The following is a 16,751-nucleotide window of genomic DNA, read 5'->3' as shown; positions in this document are numbered from 1 at the left end:
TAGCCCCGCCTTTCACTCAAACGAAAGGCGGGGCTCTTTGTCTATTTCAATCCAGAGTCATGCGATGTTACTGAAGCGAACCCTGCCACTCAGAAGGTCGTCCGCCAATCCTTGCTTGACTGCTCTCAGCTTGGTCAGCTCGGCTTCCATGGATTTCTCGCGGGCTGTCACCGATTGGAGTACCGAGACAATTTGGTCTTGCTCTTCGGCAGGTGGGACTCGCAAAGAATATCCGGATAGATCAGATCGGTTGATCTTTGGGATCCCTGTTCGCCCAGAAGCGTTTTCCGCGTATTGTGAAAAATGTTCGCTCAGCAATACGGCGAAAATGAATTCTGGACGAACGCCCTCGTGGGGGCGGAGAGGATACATGTCTGCCGAGCAAATGCCTGTAAAGTCCGCCAAGGCGACTTTTCTGAGAGCTGGCCTGATCTTGCTAAGTACGACATCTCCTGGACGAACCGTATACTTTCCGCTTGAAGCTCCTTGTTTTTCTGCAGATTCTTTCTTGAGGATTTTGCCCGTCCCAGATTCTATGTGATCGGGTGCCAAAAGGATTTGATCACGATATGGGCTCTTGCGGGGATCAACTTGTCCGACTGGAAGTTGGACGATATCTGTAAGCCTCCGCACAGGCCAATTCTGGTCGAAGTTACCCGACATAACCCAGCTCCTCCAGGAACCCGTCCAGCCGCTTCGCGGCCTCCGCCCGCCGCGCTTCGATCTCCCGCATCGACACCGCGTACTTGTCCTCCCACACCCGGTACGCCTCCACCAACTCCCGGCGGCGCCGGACCACATGGCCCTCCAGCTTGCTGGCCAGGTCGTCGCGCAGAATGCCGAGCACCACCCGGCGCTCACCATCCGTCTCCTCCGCCAGCGCCTTGCGGGCGCGGGTGAGACGAGCCTCCGCCGACTTGCCGACCTCGGCCTCAGCAGACACAACCGCCTGGACCTCCAGCATGCCCTGCACGGCGGCGCCCTCCTCAGCGGGGGCCACCGCCTTCTTCGCTTTCGGCCGTCCCCGCTTGGCGGACTCCAGCGGCCAGAAGTCGGCTTCCAGGCGCTTGACCTCGTTACCCGCCGCTGTCCGATCCTTCTTCAGCTTGGTCATCTCTGCCTTGCTGAGCACCGCCTCAGCAAGCGCCGGATCGATGCCCCCGGAATCGCCCTCGCCGTCATCGCCCTCACCCGCCTCAGCCTCCGCCCTCGCCTCCGCGAGCGCGGCCTCCGCCTCCTGCGCGGCCTTGAGCTTCGCGTCAAGCTGCGCCTTGTGGCGGTCCGCCGACGCCAGCTCCTCCAGGAAATCAGAGGCAATCGCGGCGACCACCTTGTGGTCGTACGCCTGGCGCCGCTCCGCGCCAGACCGATTCCGGGCCCCGCCCGTCTTGGGGTCACGCTCGGGAGCCAGCATGGTCTCGACGTTCTCGACCCAGCCGTCCACCACGCCCGTAAAGCCGCCCACCGACAGGGCCTTGAGCTCGTTGCGCGCGTCCTGCCACCAGCCGGCGACCGCGCCCGCCAGCGCGTACTCGTCCAGCAGCCCGACCCGGAGCAGTTCGGTGCGGAAGGAGTCGATCAGATCCTCACGCAGACGGGCGAGCTGCCTGCGGCGCTCGCTCTCCGTACGGTCGTCGCCCTCGGCCGGGGCCAGCGCCGCGATCTGCTCGGCCTCCCGGGCCCACCAGTTCTCGAACTCCCCGCGCAGCACGTCCTCACGCGTCCGCGCCAGCTCCGCGAGGCGGGCCGCGTCCGGCCGCTGCCCTTCCGGCAGGAAGTCGACGTAATCCGGGTCGCCGGCGCGCTCCGCGAACAGATCGGCGATCCCGATCTCGTACGCGTCCAACAGCCCCTTCTTCGCCTCGATCTCCGCGCGCGGCACCCCGCCCTTCAAGTGCGCCCGGACATCCTGTGGCTCGGGCGGCGGGGTGTTGTCCACGTAGCGGCGGATGTTGAGGTTGTCGTCGTTGTCCGCGAGTTCCTGGCGGGTGACGACGCGGGCGAAGCCCTCGACCCCCGCGAACGTCTCGTCGTCACGGAAGCGGTGATAAGTCGAGACGATCTTCTCCACGTGCTCGGGCAGCAGCACGTTCTGGGCCCGCTCCGCGTGGAACTCCCGGTCGGCGTTGATGAAGAGCACCTTGTGCCCTTGGTGGCGCAGCTTGCCGCCCGGGGCACGCAGCACGATGACACACGCGGGGATGCCGGTGCCGTAGAAGAGGTTCGGGGCGAGCCCGATGACGGCCTCGACCAGGTCGGCGTTGAGAAGCTCACCGCGGATGGAGCGTTCCGCGCCGCCGCGGAAGAGAACACCATGTGGCATGACGCTGAAGACGGCTCCGCCCCGGTCGCGCACCTGGTACAGCATGTGCTGGAGGAACATGAGGTCGGCTTTGCCGCGCTCGGAGGTCCCCCCGTACGGCATGCGCGAGGTGAGGTGTTTGACCTCGGCCTGCGCGTAGTCCATGGAGAAGGGCGGGTTGGAGAGTACGAGGTCGAAGTCGGTGTCCAGGTGTGCCGGGTCGGTGAGGGTGTCGCCCGTGCTGAGCAGGAATTTGTTGGCACCGTGGAACAGCATGTTCATGGTGGCCATGACCCAGGAGCCGCTGTTCGCGTCCTGTCCGGCGAGCAGCAGGTCGTCGGAGTCGCCGCCGTGCTCGTCGATGTACTCCTTGGCGTGGATGAGCATGCCGCCGGAGCCGACGCACGGGTCGTAGATCCTCTGATTTTCCTGGGGCCGGGCCAGCTCCACCATCATGCGGACGACCGCACGGGGGGTGTAGAACTCGCCGCCCTTGCTGCCCGCCGAGTCGGCGAAGTCCTTGAGCAGGTACTCGTAGGCGGCGCCGATCATGTCGGGGAACTCGAAGTCCTCGCCGCGCAGTCGCAGGCTGCCGAAGTGGCCGATCAGCGCCGAGAGCCGTTTGTCGGCGAGTTTCGCGGAGGAGGTGCTGTTGCCCGCGCCGCCGCCGATGCGGTTGAAATTGATGTGGTCGAAGAGGCCGCGCAGAGGGGAGTTGTTCGTCTCCAGCTCGCGGAGAGCGGGCTGGAGGTAGTGGCCGGCCACATCGTCCACCGCTCCGGACAGCCGCTCCCAGCGGGCTGCCTCCGGGACGTAGAGGACCTTGCGGGTGACGTAGCTCTCGGGGCTGTCGGCGATTTCCTCGGCTTCCTCTTGGGAGGCCCCGGTCGCCAGCTCTTCCGCGACGACCGCTTCCCGGGCGGCGTCGAACTCGTCGTTGACGCGTTTGAGGAAGAGCAGGACGAGAATGAAGTCGCGGTACTCGGCCGCGTCCATCGTGCCCCGCAGGATGTCCGCCGCCGCGAACAGATGGCGTTCCAACTGGGCGAGCGTGAGCTTTGCCACGTACGAGACTCCCTCTGCTGATGTACTGCCCGGCACCCCGCCCCGCACGGCGGGACGCGGAGCGCCGGAGAGCAGCCTACGGCCTCGGGCGGGGAGCGCCGGTCAGTAGTCGGTCAGCCCGATGGCGTCCTCGACAAAGCGCCATACATCGGTGTAAGGGTCCCATTTCTCGCGCTCGGGGGAGGTGTGCTGCTCGTTGATCTTCTTCGCGAAACCCTTGGCCTGCTTGTAGCCGTCCCGCACCTGATCCGGAAGCACCAGCTTCGCCTGGTCCTCGGAGACGGAGGTCAAGTGCCGACCGTACGTCTTGATGAACTTCGGATTCCGCCGGAGGCGGGCTGACGCCTCTCCGCACACCCCGCCGAGGGGGGTCGTGTAGTTCTGATAGTGCAGCAGTCGCCATAGTTCGAAACAGGGGTGGGAGTACGCGACCTCGACGCCTGCCTTGGACGCCGCGGTGGCCGCCCGCTGTACGCCCTGGTGATCGTCCCGGTCGAAGAGGCACCACACCGAGGGTTGGTACTGCTTGCCCAGGTGCCGTGCTTCCCGTGTCACCTTCTTCTTGTGGGCGATGGCGGCCTCGACGATCACCAGCGGCTTGCGCTCATAAGTGGCGCGCTTCGGACCGCGCGTCCCGCCGTGGGTGCGCTCGTCCCATTTGATCTCGATGGTGGACTCGACGCCATCCGCCCTGAGTGTTCCGTTGTCACGCGCCTGCTGCTTGAAACCGATCAGCGCGTCGATGTACGAGGGCTCGGTGAGAGTGCCCTCCGTGAACACGTAGACCATCCGGCGGCGAACCGATGGCCGGGTGGTGCGCTGTGCCGAGTCCTTCCCCCTCTTCGGAGCCATCAGGTCCGCTCCACCTCCGTCGCTCGTGCCATCAGCAGTCTGCGTCCGATCTGTCCCGCGGTGAGCGTGGGGATGCCTCCGAACGCGCCTTCCAGATAGGACCGGGTCAGATCCTCGTCCTCGCCCGGTTCCGCCGCCGTCAGCGGATACAGCTCGCTGGCGCCCCTGCTGTCCTTCTCGGTGAGCCAGATCTGGCCGGGGTCCAGCAGCCTGCCGCCGCTCGGGGTGGACAGCAGCGAAGGGTCATGGGAGGTGAAGACCAACTGTGCGCCCTTGGGATTAACGAGAGGGTCGTGGAAGAGCCGGACGACCTCGGCGGCGAAGCGCGGATGCAGGCTGGAGTCCAGTTCGTCGATCAGTAGGACCGCTCCCTCGTCCAGGGCGAGCAGCAGCGGTCCCAGGAGGGCGTACCAGGAGCGGGTGCCGAAGGACTCCCGTTTCCAGTCGATGGCCACTCCATCGCCATCACCGTCGGCGTGGATCAGGCGGACGACGGGACGGTCGGTGCCGGGGGGCTGATCGACGCGGGTGCCCGTGATTCCGAGGTCGGCGACGCGCAGCAGCTCCTCGATGCGGGACCGGGCTTCGGGGTCCTGGAGCCTTTCCGTCGTGTACGCCTCGCGCTGGGGCCGCTCCGTCTCGGGGCCGATGTCCCAGAGGTTGCCGAAGAACCAGCGGTGGATCCGGCTGAGCTGGGGGTGATTGTCGGCGGCGGCCCGGGAGAGCAGCAGGGCGTTGGACCTGGTGGTACGGGCAAGGAGCGCGCGGTCCTGGATCCGCTCTCCGGGGAAGTGGAATTCCCTGTCCCGCGAGGCGTCTCGGTCGAGCCATTCCTGTCGGCGCCCTTTGGGGTAGGCGTGCAGCCATTCGGCTTCGACTCGGATATCGCTCAGCTCGAAGCCGTAGGTCCAGCGGACGCCGTCCTCGAGAACGAAATCCGCTTCGTAGAAGGTGTTCTCGTCGGCCGAGTGCGGATCGAGGGCGAAGCGCTCGCGGGGGACGGGCCCGTGGGATCCCCAGCCCGTGTAGGACTGCAGGACGGCCTCTCGCATCTTCTTGAGCGAGCTGAGGACGTTCGACTTCCCGGAGGCGTTGGCCCCAAAGATGCCCAGGAGAGGGTAGACGTCGAGCGTTTTGCCGTCGGACAGCTTCAGGGCGCGGGCCGTCGGCGCGTCCTCACCCTGCGGGACGACGAAGGACAGCTCCTGCTCGTCGCGCAGGGACAACGCGTTCGCCACGCGGAATCTCAGCAGCATGCCACCCTCCTCATCGACACAGCGTAACGGTGATGCGGCAGCTTGGAGTGATCGTCTTGCACTCCGGTCGGACGGCGGCAAGAAAATCATCTTGTCGCGCCCGTGATCAAGGCGTAGCCTCGCCAGCCGATTCGACCAGCCATCGGGGGCGGGTTTGGCGTTACTCATGGTCGCCGCGACGGTGTACGGCGTGGCGCAGTTGCTGGTGCTGTCCTCGTCGACGCGGTCGGTGCGGGTCTTCACGGCATTGCTGGCCATCGCGGTGGGTGTCTACGGGTGCGGGGTCGCGGCGGCGCTGCTGGAGCTGGCATACACCCGGAGCGTCGCGGAGGTGACCGGGGAGCCGCTGACCAAGGTCGTGGAGACCGCGAGCTACACGGTCGACCCGGTCATCGAAGAGCTGGTGAAGCTCGCGCCGCTGCTGCTGGTGGCTTGGAACATCAGGATCCGGCGGCAATGGGGGCTCACCGATTACGTCGTGCTGGGCACGGGGCTGGGGGCCGGTTTCGGGTTGCTGGAGGCGGTGACCCGCTACGGACTGGACGCGGGACGGGCGATCTCCCACCCGGGTGGTGGCTGGGTCATCCCGGACAGTCTCCGCGCGCCTTACATCCCTGGTCCCGAGCAGGTCTTCTCCGCCTGGTTCCCCGCTCCGCAGGGGACACTCGAACTGGGCGATCTCTCGCCTGCCGCGGGAACCAGCCCCCATCTGGTCTACACGGCTCTGGCGGCGCTCGGGCTTGGGATTCTGCTGCGTACGAGGGGCTGGATACGCGTTCTCGGCATCCTGCCCCTGGCCGCCACGTCCGCTCTGCACATGCTGACCAACTACGCAGCCGCGCATCCGACCGACCGGGGCGCCGCGTCACGGGTCGACACGTTCGAGGGGATGCTGTGGGCGGTGCCGCTGGTGTGCCTGGCCGTGGCCATGGCTGCCGATCTGCGGCAGGTGTGGCGTGCGAAACCGGTCGTGCCGGGCGCCCTCCTGCACGCGGAGCGGTCCGGGAAACCCGGCCTGAGTGCGCTCTCGGGCTACGCCGCCTGGTGTGTTCCCTGGTCCACGCTGATCGCGTTACGTTTCGCCCGACTGCGGCGGTCGCTGCTCTACGGGGTGAGGGGCGGGGCACCGTATGCCGGTGCCGAGGCCCTGTACCGCACGGTCGCCTGGGCCGCCGCCCAGATCGACGCCTCCGACCGTGAACATGCGTGGCGTGGTGTGGACTTACGGGCCGTGCTCCGGGCGGGGCGCGGGCTTCGGGACCCACGCCGGAAGTGGTTCGTGGTCGTTTCACTCGGGCTGATGATCCCGGCCCTGGCCCTTCTGCTGGTCGGCTCCTTTCCCGCTGCGGCTGAGGTACAGCAGTATTTCGGCTCGGGCAACGGGCCGTACATCCTGGTCGGCTTCGGGATCGCCGGTCTGCTATTGACCGGCTGGCGGCTCGTGCGGCTGCTGGTCGCTTGGCGGGCGACTCTCGCGCTTCCGCATGGCGAGGTGCTCGCGATCATCCGCCTCCGGCTCTGGGTGGCGTTCGGCAGCGGTGTCACGGGTGTGGTGTTGGTGCTGAGACTGGGGGACGGCGTGGCGCCGGATGGCCCGGTGATCCGCAATCTCCACCTCCTGGACGCGCTGAACAACTTCCTGGCATACCTCGGCTTTGCCCTTATGCTGCTCGCCTTCCTCGCCCTCCTCCCGCCCGCCGGCGGGCTCGCCCTCGCGACCACGGGGGTGACGGCCGGCGTCATCACCACCGAGGCGGCCGTCCACGCCGCCGCGCTCGGCGCCCTGGGCGTCGTCCTGATGGCTGCGGCGGCTGACGGCAGTGGCGCGGAAGAGGGCACATCAGCCCATGCGCCATCCGAGAAGCAAGGGAAGCAATCAGGCCGCACCGATGGGCGCTTTCCATCGGATGAGTCCGGCCCGGTCACCGAGGAACAGCAGCGAGCCTTTACACAGAGCCAGCAGCAGCTGAACGGGCTCACTAAGAGGAAACAGGCCGAGGAAGTCGGAAGAGGGTTCGAGAAGGACGGCCAGAAGTACAAACCGGAGGCGCCCCTGCTCAGAGGAGGAAAGCACGGGTTGGACTGGTCGGAGGGAACGGCTCGTGCGATCAAAGATGGCCGTCCGCAAGGACGCTTCGGGAGTGCCGCGGATGTCAAGTACGCTACCGAGCGCGGAGCCGAACTGGGGCCGGGCAAGGAGGGGTTCTTCAGGTTACCGGACGGGCATAACTGCGTGGAATATCTGTCGGATGGAACGACCCGCACGCCGAACAGCATATTCGTGAAAGTTTATCCGAACGGTAAGGTGCACGCCTACCCGTTGACCCGATAGAGGTTTTTGTGAGCTTTTACATCCAATCCGGGTGTCCCGAGGTGCTGAAGGTCGAAGCCGCTGACGACATGGCCGATGCGGTGGGTCAGCTTTATCCTCTGGAGACCGAGCACGCGGTTTTGGTGTGGAACCGGGTTCCGGTGCTGCTGGAGTACCGTTATGATATTCCGGTGCTACTCGACGACCTTGTGCCCCTACTTGAGGGGGTGCAGCGTCGGGAGTTCTCCGAAACGCGGGTCTACTGGGGATCGGACACTTTCTCTGCCGAATGGCTGATTCGTCGGGATGGGGAATTGCTGAGTATTGATTCCCGCTGGATGGCCGTCTCCGGAGGTTACGAGTCCCTTCTCAACGACAGGAGTCAATTGGCCGTCGAGATCAACTCGTTCGTCGCCGAGTGGCTGAAGGTGCTGCGACGGATCACAAACGATCTGGGCGCCCAGTCCGTATATCTTGAGGATGACGAAATAGCGGTACGGGCGAACGCTCTGCTGACGTCATCGCAGTGACGTGGGCCGTGCGGTCTTGTTCACCGTTGCGTTCATGTCTTCGTTAGGTAGGAAATGAGCGACGGGTTTCTCTATTGGTACCGGCAGGGACGGGGGCCGCCGACGCCAGGCAGGTCATCGGCGCGCTCGAAGGCAACGGGTTGCAGCTCAGCAGCCCCCGTACCGGGCTGATCACGTTTATCTGTTCTCCTCGATTCCGCGACTCCACGGCGAGGGGCCGGCTCCGGCTGATCGGCTGCCACCCGAGTCACTCCAGTCGTGCGTCCCCGAGTTTCGCGGTGAGCATGGCCTGTCCCAGAAGCGGCAGCCGCCTGCTCAGTTCGTCATGCATGCGCAGCTGCGTGTTGATCTCGTCGAGCGCGCCCGCCAGCGCCCGCTGGCTGTCCAGGTCGGGCAACAACACCGGCAGCTCTGACAAGTTCTTGGACGTCAGGGTTTCCACGGCCTGCCCTGGGTTGGCCCGGTTGCCGATCCAGCGGTGCACCGGCGGATGGCCCAGGTAGTGCAGCAGATAGGACGGGAGGAGCCGGTCGCTCGTCACCACGACCCGAAGGCAGGAGGTGGCGAACAGCCATCTCTCCTGCTCTTCGGTGATCAGAGCTCGTCGCCCGAGGCCCGTCGTCGACTGGCGGACGAGGACCACATCGCCCGCGCAGAGCCGGAATCGGTCCGCCAAGCTGTTCGCGGTTTCCCCGTTCACCCGCCGGATGCGGCTGGTGTCCACGACTTGGCGGTCGGTGAGGTCGGGAGGCGAGATGACGGGCACACCGTCGATACCTGCCGACAGCTCGTCCAAGAGGCCACCGGAAGGGCCGGGTACGATCTCGCAGAGTTCGCCGAGGCGAAGCCGTTCGTACGTGGGCATCTCAGAGTTCCTTCCGGGGGCCCGGGAGCGCCGGAGCGCAGAGAGTCGGGCGCTCGGCGAGCACCTGGGGAATCCGGTCCTCTGCGAGCGCCCAGTCGTGCACATCCGCCGAAAGGTACCCGAGGATCCGATACGCGCTTTCCCGGTCGGCGGCGAGAGTCCGGGAGCCGATTGGCTCGTGGTGGGCCACCTGGTTGCGCAGTTCCCGCAGCTCGTCCAGGTCCTTGTAGAGGGGCTTGCGGGCGCCGCGATAGGAAGGGAAGGCGTGCCGCAGGGTGGGCCGCCAAAGCCGGGTCTCGTAGTCGTTGCCCGGGCCGAGTAGAGCGACCCAGAAGCCCAGCGTGAGCTCATGCTGCACGGCCTCGGCCGTGAGCACCCGGCGGCGGTTGCGGGCGAGCTTCTTCTGGACGGCTGTGATCTTGCCCCGGGAGACATGGTGGAGGTCGATCTCGGGGTGGTCCCACCAGTCAGCCCGGCCGAACCGTGCCGTGAGCTGCTTCGCCATGGCGTGCCGGAGCGTTCGCTCCAGGTGGCGGAGGAGAGGTACGAAGGCCGAGGCGATCTCGGCCTCCCAGGCGTACCACCGCATGACGCCGTCGCACTCAGGAGAGCAGAGGCTGCCGGGCGGGGAGAACACCTCCGCCCGTACGGCCCTGGCAACCGCGCCGAGACTTAACTCCTGAGTACGCACCGCACCCCCCACGGGATTGATTCCGTTGTTGACGCCAGGTATGGTCGGCGTGTAAGCCCCGGTGTGCGCCTAGGCATAGCAAGCGCCCCGGGGCATAGCTCTGCCGTCAGGCAGTCGCTTTTGGCTTCCAGCCGAATAATTAGCCGCCGTCTTCTGACTGATGAAAAGCTATCAGAAAGTAAGAGCGCTTGTCGCGTAGGTGCCTACGCGAATTTGTGCGCAGCGGCGCGTAGTGACGGAAGAGTCCGGCGGGACGGCACTTGATGACGTTCGCCGCGAGCCCGCCCCGCATCCCCAGATGGCCTCGTTGTTCTCGCGCATCCCGCGAGAACAACGAGGCCATCTGCTCAGGCTTCCTGCGCCTAGGCGCCCTGGGCCGCCGCCGGGCGGAGGCGGAGGGTGAGGATCTGGAAGGGGCGCAGTGTCAGCCGGACGGTGCCGTCGGTGACCTGGTGGCTCGCCGGGTCGTCGAGGGGGCGTTCCAGGAGGTCGGTGACGAGGGCGGACGCGAGCGGGAACCCTGGGGTGAGGGTGGCGCGGGCGCGGACGCCATGGGCCTCGTAGAGGCGGACGACGACGTCGCCACTGCCGTCGTCGGCGAGCTTGACGGCCTCCACGACCACCCCCTCCTGGTCGACCGAGATCAGGGGGGCCACGGGCGCGCTCCCGGGCAGGGCACGTTCGGGCAGGTTGAGGTGGTAGCCCTCGCGGACGGCGTCGGCGATGTCGGCGCCGATCAGCAGGGCGTAGCGGAGCTGGTGGGTGCCCTGGTCGGTGTCCGGGTCGGGGAAGCGGGGGGCGCGCACCAGGGAGAGGCGGACCGTGGTGGTGGTGCCGCCGTCGGGGCGGACGTCGCGGGTGACGTCGTGGCCGTAGGTGGAGTCGTTGACCAGCGCCGCGCCCCAGTCGCGTTCGCCGACGTGCAGGAATCGGTGGGCGCAGATTTCGAACTTCGCCGCGTCCCAGCTGGTGTTGGTGTGGGTGGGGCGCTCGACGTGCCCGAAGGGGATCTCGGCGGTGGAGTGCGCCGCGCGTACGTCCAGGGGGAAGGCCGCCTTGAGGAGCTTCTCCTTCTCGTGCCAGTCGACGACGGTGTCGATCAGGAGCTGCCGGGAGCCGGCGGGCAGGGTCAGGGTCTGCTCGATCCGTGACGCGCCGAAGACGCGGACGACGCGCACGCCGCCGTCGGTCGCCGTGACCGACTCGGCTTCGACGAGGTCGCGGACGGTGTTGCGGTAGAAGACGTCGATGTCCCAGGCATCCCACTGGTTGGGGAAGTCCTGGTGCAGCTGGAGCAGGTTGGCCCGCGCGCCGGGGGGCAGCGCCTCGCGGTCGGCGGTCAGGTCGTATGCGGAGGTGATCAGGCCCTGGGCGTCGATGACCACCCGGACCAGGCCGTTGTCCAGGGTGAAGCCGTCGCCGTCCGCGACCGGCCGCACCGGGGAGTCGGTGGTGGCACGTGGCGCGGCGCCGAACGCCGGGATGCCGCCACGGGCGTGGGGCGCGGCGTTGAAGACGACGGTGCCCTCTCCTGGTCCGGCCAGCGCCCGCTGGGCGTCCTCGATCAGCCGGCCCAGTTCGTCGGCGACGGCCGCGTAGGTCTCCTCGGCCTCCCGGTGCACCCAGGCGATCGACGTGCCCGGCAGGATGTCGTGGAACTGGTGCAGCAGCACCGTCTTCCACAGCCGGTCCAGCGCCTCGTACGGGTAGGGGTGCCCGTGGCGCACGGCGGCGGTGGCCGCCCACAGTTCGGCCTCGCGCAGCAGGTGTTCGCTGCGCCGGTTGCCCTGCTTGGTGGCGAGCTGGCTGGTGAGCGTGCCACGGTGGAACTCCAGGTACAGCTCGCCCGACCATACGGGGGCGCCGCCGTTCTCCTCGAACTCCGCGTGCGCGCGGGTGAAGAAGTCGGCCGGCTTCTCGATGGCGATCCGGGCCGAGCCCTCCAGATCCTTCAGCCGAGCGGCGCGGGCCAGCATCTCGCGGGTGGGGCCGCCGCCGCCGTCGCCGTAGCCGAAGGGGATCAGGGAGCTGTTGGCGGCGGCCTTGTCCTGGAAGTTCCGTACGGTGTGGGCGAGCTCGGCGCCGGACAGTTCGCCGTTGTAGCTGTCGACGGGCGGGAAGTGGCTGAAGATCCGGGTGCCGTCGATGCCCTCCCACCAGAAGGTGTGGTGGGGGAACTTGTTGGTGGTGTTCCAGGAGATCTTCTGGGTGAGGAACCAGCGGACGCCGGCCAGCTTCATCAGCTGCGGCAGGGCGGCGTTGTAGCCGAAGGTGTCCGGCAGCCACATCTCCTCGGTCTCGACACCGAACTCCTCGAGGTAGAAGCGCTTGCCGTGGACGAACTGGCGGGCCAGCGCCTCGCCGCCGGTGATGTTGGTGTCGGGCTCCACCCAGAGACTGCCCGTGGGCAGGAACTGGCCGCACCGCACCTTCTCCTGGGCGCGGGCGTACACCTCGGGCCGGTGTTCCTTGAGCCAGGCGAGCTGCTGGGCCTGGGACATCACGAACCTGAACTCGGGGTGGTCGTCCATGAGCTGGGTGACGTTGGAGACGGTGCGGGCGACCTTGCGCACGGTCTCGCGCAGCGGCCACAGCCAGGCGGTGTCGATGTGCGCGTGCCCGACCGCGGAGACGCGGTGCGCGCTGGCGCTCGCGGGCGCCGCGAGGGCCGGGGCGAGGGCCGCGCGGGCCGCGGCGGCGCTGCCGCCGATGTCCTGCAGGTCGACTGCGTCCAGGGCGCGCTCGACCGCGCGCAGGATCTGCCACCGCCGCGGGGAGTCGGGGGACAGCTCGTGCATGAGCTGTCCGAGCACCTCCAGGTCCTGGACCAGCTCGTGGACCTCACGGTCGAAGACGGCGAGGTCGAGGCGGCGCAGCCGGTACAGGGGCGCGCCCGGGTCGGCGGCCGGGTCGCCCAGCCAGGGCGCGCGTCCGCCGACCGAGGTGGGGCCGAAGGCGAGGGCGTCGGGGCCGGTGTGCATGACGACCGGGTTGGCCGCGGCCTCGATGTACGCCACGAACTCCTCGCCGCCGGTGGCCGATCCGGTCACGGGGAGCCAGGTGTTGCGCGGGTTGAGCGCCTTCACCGCGGTTCCGTCGGCGCGGTAGACCAGGCCCTCGGCGGAGAACCCGGCGGAGTGGGTGGCGAAGCCCAGGTCCAGTACGGCCTCCACGGGCAGCCCGGCCCACTCGGCCGGGACGGTGCCGCTGACCTTGAACCAGCTGGTCGACCAGGCCGGGCCCCAGTGGTCGCCGACCCGGGCGGGGCGGTAGGGGGCGGCCAGGCCCTCGGCGACGGGCACGGGTTCGCCGGGTACGTCCCAGATCTCGACCCGGAGGGGTACCGCGCGGGCGTGGACGGCCGGGCGTATGCGTTGGTTCAGCACCCGGTCCAGTCGCTGCTCGGTGACTTCGCGGTCGTTGTGCATGGGCGTTTCTCCGTTGGGGCCTGGGGTGGGGAGCCTGGGGTAGGGGGATCAGCCCTTGAGGGCGCCGCCGAGTGCGAAGCCGCCGCCGAGCTTGCGGGACAGCAGCAGGTAGAGCATCACGACGGGGAGGGAGTAGATGATCGAGAACGCCGACAACTGCCCGTACTGGGTCTGGTCGTGGGCGCTGAGAAAGGTGAACACGCTGACGGACGCGGGGAGTTTCTCCGGTGACAGCAGCAGGATGAAGGGGACGAAGAAGTTCCCCCACATGCCGATGAAGGTGAAGATGGTGACCACGACGACACCGGGCTTCATCAGCGGCAGGACGACCCGCCACAGCACCTGGAGGGTGTTCGCGCCGTCGATCCGGGCGGCCTCCTCCAGCACGATGGGCACGCCGTCCATGAAGCTCTTCATCAGCCAGATCCCGAACGGCAGCGAGGACGCGGCCAGGAACAGCGTCGTGCCGGGCATCGAGTCGATGAGGTTGACCTGCACGAACATGCTGTAGACGGGGATCATCACGGCGGTGATGGGCAGCCCCGTGGAGAACAGGATGGTGTAGAGGAAGGGACGGCGCAGCCGGGAGCGGTAGCGCGACAGCGGGTAGGCGCACAGGATCGACGCCACCACGGTCACGGCGGTCGCGAAGCCGCACAGCAGCAGGCTGTTGAGCATCGGCCGGTAGGTGGTGTCGACGTTGAGGATCGCGTCGAAGTTGTCGAGGCTGAACGCCGACGGCCACGTCAGCCGGAAGCTGTTGGTGTCGCTGACGGAGGCGAGCAGCATCCACAGCAGCGGCAGGACGTACACCACCGACACCGCCAGCAGGACGGCGTTGACGGCTACGCGGCCGAGCGGGGAGCGGCGCCGTCGCGAGGCCGTCGGCGCGGCGGTCGTACCCCGCGGGGTGGAGGTGGCGGGTGGTGAGGCGACAACGGCCATCAGTCGTCCTCCAGTCTGAGCAGGGCGACGTACACGGTGGAGAACAGGGCACCGACCACCAGCAGCACCAGGGCGATGGCGGTGCCGTAACCGATGAGACTGTTCTGGAATGCCTGCTGGTACATGAAGATGGGCAGAGTCTCGCTCTTGTTGCCGGGACCGCCGCGGGTCATGGTGTAGATCAGCCCGAAGACGGAGAGCGTCTGGAGCGTGATCAGCATCAGGTTGGTCATGATCGACCGCCTGATGACGGGCAGGGTGACCCGCCACAGCCGCTGCCAGGGGCTCGCGCCGTCCATCTCGGCCGCCTCCAGGAGTTCCCGTGGTACGTCGTTGAGGGCGGCGGAGAAGACCATCATCGAGAAGGCGGTGCCCCGCCAGACGTTGGCCAGGCAGACCGCCAGAATCGGCATCGTGTACAGCCAGTTCTGCTGCGGCAGGTGCAGGGCGTCGAGGATCGAGTTGAGTGAGCCCTGGTTGTAGAAGAAGGCGTACATCAGATAGCCGGCGACCACCTCGGGCAGCACCCAGGCGGCGATGACGACCCCGTTGACGATCGCCCGCACCGGCTTGGTGGCCTTCTCCATCAGGACGGCCAGGGCCAGCCCCAGGGTGTTCTGACCAATCACGGCGGAGCCGATCACGAAGACGAAGGTCAGCCAGACCGCGTTGAGGAAATCGGTGTCGCCGAAGGCCCGGGTGAAGTTGTCCAGGCCCACGAAGTGGGTGCCGGACGCGCCTGTCAGCTGCATGTCGGTGAACGCGTAGTACACGCAGTAGGCGATCGGGCCGGCCAGGAAGACGGTCAGCAGGACCACCGCCGGGAGCGTGGGCAGGCCGCGCAGCAGGGAGCGTACGGGGGAGGGCACCCCGGAGGGCCGGCGGTGGTCGCCGGCCTTCCGGGGGGCGGTGGCCATCGTGGTCACGAGTCACCCTTGACGGTCTTGTCCTTGCCGACGGCGGCGGCCACGTCGCTGTCGAAGGTGGCGGCCGCCTTGGCGACCGACGCCTGGCCGGTGGTCACCGACTCCATGGCCTTCTGGATCGCGGTCGACACCTGGTTGTAGGCGGGCAGACCGGGCCGGTAGTGGGTCGAGGACACGAGCTCGGTGAAGAACTTGTTCGTCGGGACCGCGTTCAGGTACGTCGGGTCGGTCGCGACGTCCGTGCGCACGGCGATGGTGGCGTTGAGCGCGTTCCACTTCGCGGAGTTGGTCTTCGTCTGGATGGACTTCAGGAACTTCCACGCCAGGTCCGGGTTGCCGGCCTTGGCCGGGATGGACCAGGCCCAGCCGCCTGACATCGATGTCTTGCCAGGGGCCTGGCCGTTCTGGGTGGGCATGGCCGCGGTGCCCATCACCGATTGCCACTCCTTCCACGGCTTGCTGCTGGAGGAGCCCCAGTTGTTGGGCATCCAGGAGCCGTCGATGTCCATCGCGAGCTTGCCCTGGGGTATCAGCTCGGTGCCGACGGTGGTGCCGAAGTTGGCGCCGAGGGCCTGCTCCTTGGCGGGGCCGAGCCCCTCGCCGTAGACGGTGTGGACGAAGTTCAGCGCGTCCTTGAAGCCCTTGCTGCCGACGACCCACTTCTTCTGCCCCGCGTCGTAGAGGGACTTGTCGCCGGCCGGGGTGCCGTACAGCAGCATCTCCAAGCCCTGCATGGAGGACGCCTCGCCGCCGGCCGTGCCGGTGTAGAGGTTCAGCGGCGTGACGCCGGGCAGCTTCGCCTTGATCTTGCGGGCCGCGCTCAGCACGTCGGCCCAGGTCTTCGGCTGCCACGGGACGGCGATCCCGGCCTTCTTGAAGAGTTGCTTGTTGTACCAGATCCCGCGGGTGTCGGTGTTGTCCGGGACGCCGTAGACCTTGCTGTCGGAGGCGCCGGTCACCGCGCCCTTGGCCGCGGCCGCGTACTTCGACCAGTCGGCCCACTTCGCGGTGTAGGCGTCCAGCGGCTTGAGGTAGCCGCCCGCGATGTCGGAGTTGATGAGGGCGGTGTCCTCGTAGACCAGGTCAGGGGCGGTCGCCGGGGACCGCATCATGAGCTGGATCTTGGTGTAGTAGTCGTTCTCGGAGGCGGTGACCGGGACGAGCTTCACGGTGGTGCCCGGGTTGGCCTTGGTGAACTGCTTCACCATCGAGGCGAGGAAGTTCGCCTGGAGCTTGTTCGTGCTGTCCAGGTTCTGCCAGTAGACGACCTTGATCGACTTGGCGGAACTCCCTGAAGAGCCCGAACTACAGCCTGTGGCTACCAGGGCAGTGGCGGCGGTGAGCGCCGCGGCGGCGATGAGTTTCGAACGCACAGTGGTTCCTCCGGAACGCGAAACCTGAGGGAAAGCCGCGATGGCGTGCGGGTTGCAAGTACGTCGTGCGGGGCTGCTTCGCTCGACGCGCCCTCACGACCTGGCCTTTTCTGGCCTGCTTGGTGGCGACAGCTAAATCCAATTGATGGATGAAGTCAATGCTTCCGGTATGTAAAGTTCCGGTACTGAACGGCGCGCGGGGCGCAT

At 67.3% G+C, this 16,751-nt stretch carries 12 protein-coding genes; 2 read left to right on the top strand and 10 right to left on the bottom strand.

Features of this window, described 5'->3' with window-relative positions:
* Positions 1 to 57: 57 nt before the first annotated feature.
* From ACFZDL_RS16280 to ACFZDL_RS16265, 4 genes are all read right to left on the bottom strand, one after another.
* Positions 58 to 663, bottom strand: a complete 606-nt coding sequence (locus ACFZDL_RS16280) for a restriction endonuclease subunit S (RefSeq protein ID WP_353593447.1) — start codon at positions 661 to 663, stop codon at positions 58 to 60.
* Entirely contained in the window at positions 653 to 3,367 is a 2,715-nt protein-coding gene (locus ACFZDL_RS16275; RefSeq protein WP_353593448.1) for a class I SAM-dependent DNA methyltransferase, read from the bottom strand. The genes ACFZDL_RS16280 and ACFZDL_RS16275 overlap by 11 nt, the downstream gene beginning before the upstream one ends.
* Before the next feature lie 102 nt (positions 3,368 to 3,469).
* A complete protein-coding gene (locus ACFZDL_RS16270) occupies positions 3,470 to 4,219 on the bottom strand; it encodes an RloB family protein (RefSeq protein ID WP_353593449.1) in 750 nt (249 codons plus the stop codon).
* The gene (locus ACFZDL_RS16265) at positions 4,219 to 5,475 is read right to left on the bottom strand and encodes an ATP-binding protein (protein WP_353593450.1); all 1,257 of its coding nucleotides are present in this window, start codon (positions 5,473 to 5,475) and stop codon (positions 4,219 to 4,221) included. The genes ACFZDL_RS16270 and ACFZDL_RS16265 overlap by 1 nt, the downstream gene beginning before the upstream one ends.
* A 166-nt stretch (positions 5,476 to 5,641) precedes the next feature.
* Between ACFZDL_RS16265 and ACFZDL_RS16260 the strand changes: the two genes are divergently transcribed.
* Both ACFZDL_RS16260 and ACFZDL_RS16255 read left to right on the top strand, forming a co-directional pair.
* Positions 5,642 to 7,807, top strand: a complete 2,166-nt coding sequence (locus ACFZDL_RS16260) for a PrsW family intramembrane metalloprotease (RefSeq protein WP_353593451.1) — start codon at positions 5,642 to 5,644, stop codon at positions 7,805 to 7,807.
* 41 nt (positions 7,808 to 7,848) lie between these two features.
* The gene (locus tag ACFZDL_RS16255; RefSeq protein WP_391191298.1) at positions 7,849 to 8,316 is read left to right on the top strand and encodes a hypothetical protein; all 468 of its coding nucleotides are present in this window, start codon (positions 7,849 to 7,851) and stop codon (positions 8,314 to 8,316) included.
* 247 nt (positions 8,317 to 8,563) lie between these two features.
* Here the strand turns inward: ACFZDL_RS16255 and ACFZDL_RS16250 are convergent, their stop codons facing one another.
* The 6 genes from ACFZDL_RS16250 to ACFZDL_RS16225 all read right to left on the bottom strand — a co-directional run bounded on the left by ACFZDL_RS16250 (position 8,564) and on the right by ACFZDL_RS16225 (position 16,544).
* The gene (locus tag ACFZDL_RS16250) at positions 8,564 to 9,181 is read right to left on the bottom strand and encodes a hypothetical protein (RefSeq protein WP_353593453.1); all 618 of its coding nucleotides are present in this window, start codon (positions 9,179 to 9,181) and stop codon (positions 8,564 to 8,566) included.
* A 1-nt stretch (position 9,182) separates the two neighbouring features.
* Entirely contained in the window at positions 9,183 to 9,872 is a 690-nt protein-coding gene (locus ACFZDL_RS16245; protein WP_353593454.1) for a hypothetical protein, read from the bottom strand.
* A 362-nt stretch (positions 9,873 to 10,234) separates the two neighbouring features.
* A complete protein-coding gene (locus ACFZDL_RS16240; protein WP_353593455.1) occupies positions 10,235 to 13,300 on the bottom strand; it encodes a glycoside hydrolase family 38 C-terminal domain-containing protein in 3,066 nt (1,021 codons plus the stop codon).
* A gap of 48 nt (positions 13,301 to 13,348) precedes the next feature.
* The gene (locus tag ACFZDL_RS16235) at positions 13,349 to 14,245 is read right to left on the bottom strand and encodes a carbohydrate ABC transporter permease (protein WP_353593456.1); all 897 of its coding nucleotides are present in this window, start codon (positions 14,243 to 14,245) and stop codon (positions 13,349 to 13,351) included.
* Entirely contained in the window at positions 14,245 to 15,162 is a 918-nt protein-coding gene (locus tag ACFZDL_RS16230) for a sugar ABC transporter permease (protein WP_353593468.1), read from the bottom strand. The genes ACFZDL_RS16235 and ACFZDL_RS16230 overlap by 1 nt, the downstream gene beginning before the upstream one ends.
* 5 nt (positions 15,163 to 15,167) lie before the next feature.
* Complete coding sequence (locus tag ACFZDL_RS16225) at positions 15,168 to 16,544, bottom strand: extracellular solute-binding protein (protein WP_353593457.1); 1,377 nt, start codon at positions 16,542 to 16,544, stop codon at positions 15,168 to 15,170.
* Between the last annotated feature and the right edge of the window lie 207 nt (positions 16,545 to 16,751).

It is taken from the genome of Streptomyces sp. NPDC007917 (assembly GCF_042959105.1).
Classification (GTDB): domain Bacteria; phylum Actinomycetota; class Actinomycetes; order Streptomycetales; family Streptomycetaceae; genus Streptomyces.
Note: the sequence above shows the minus strand (reverse complement) of the source record. Positions and strands in the feature narration are given on the sequence as shown.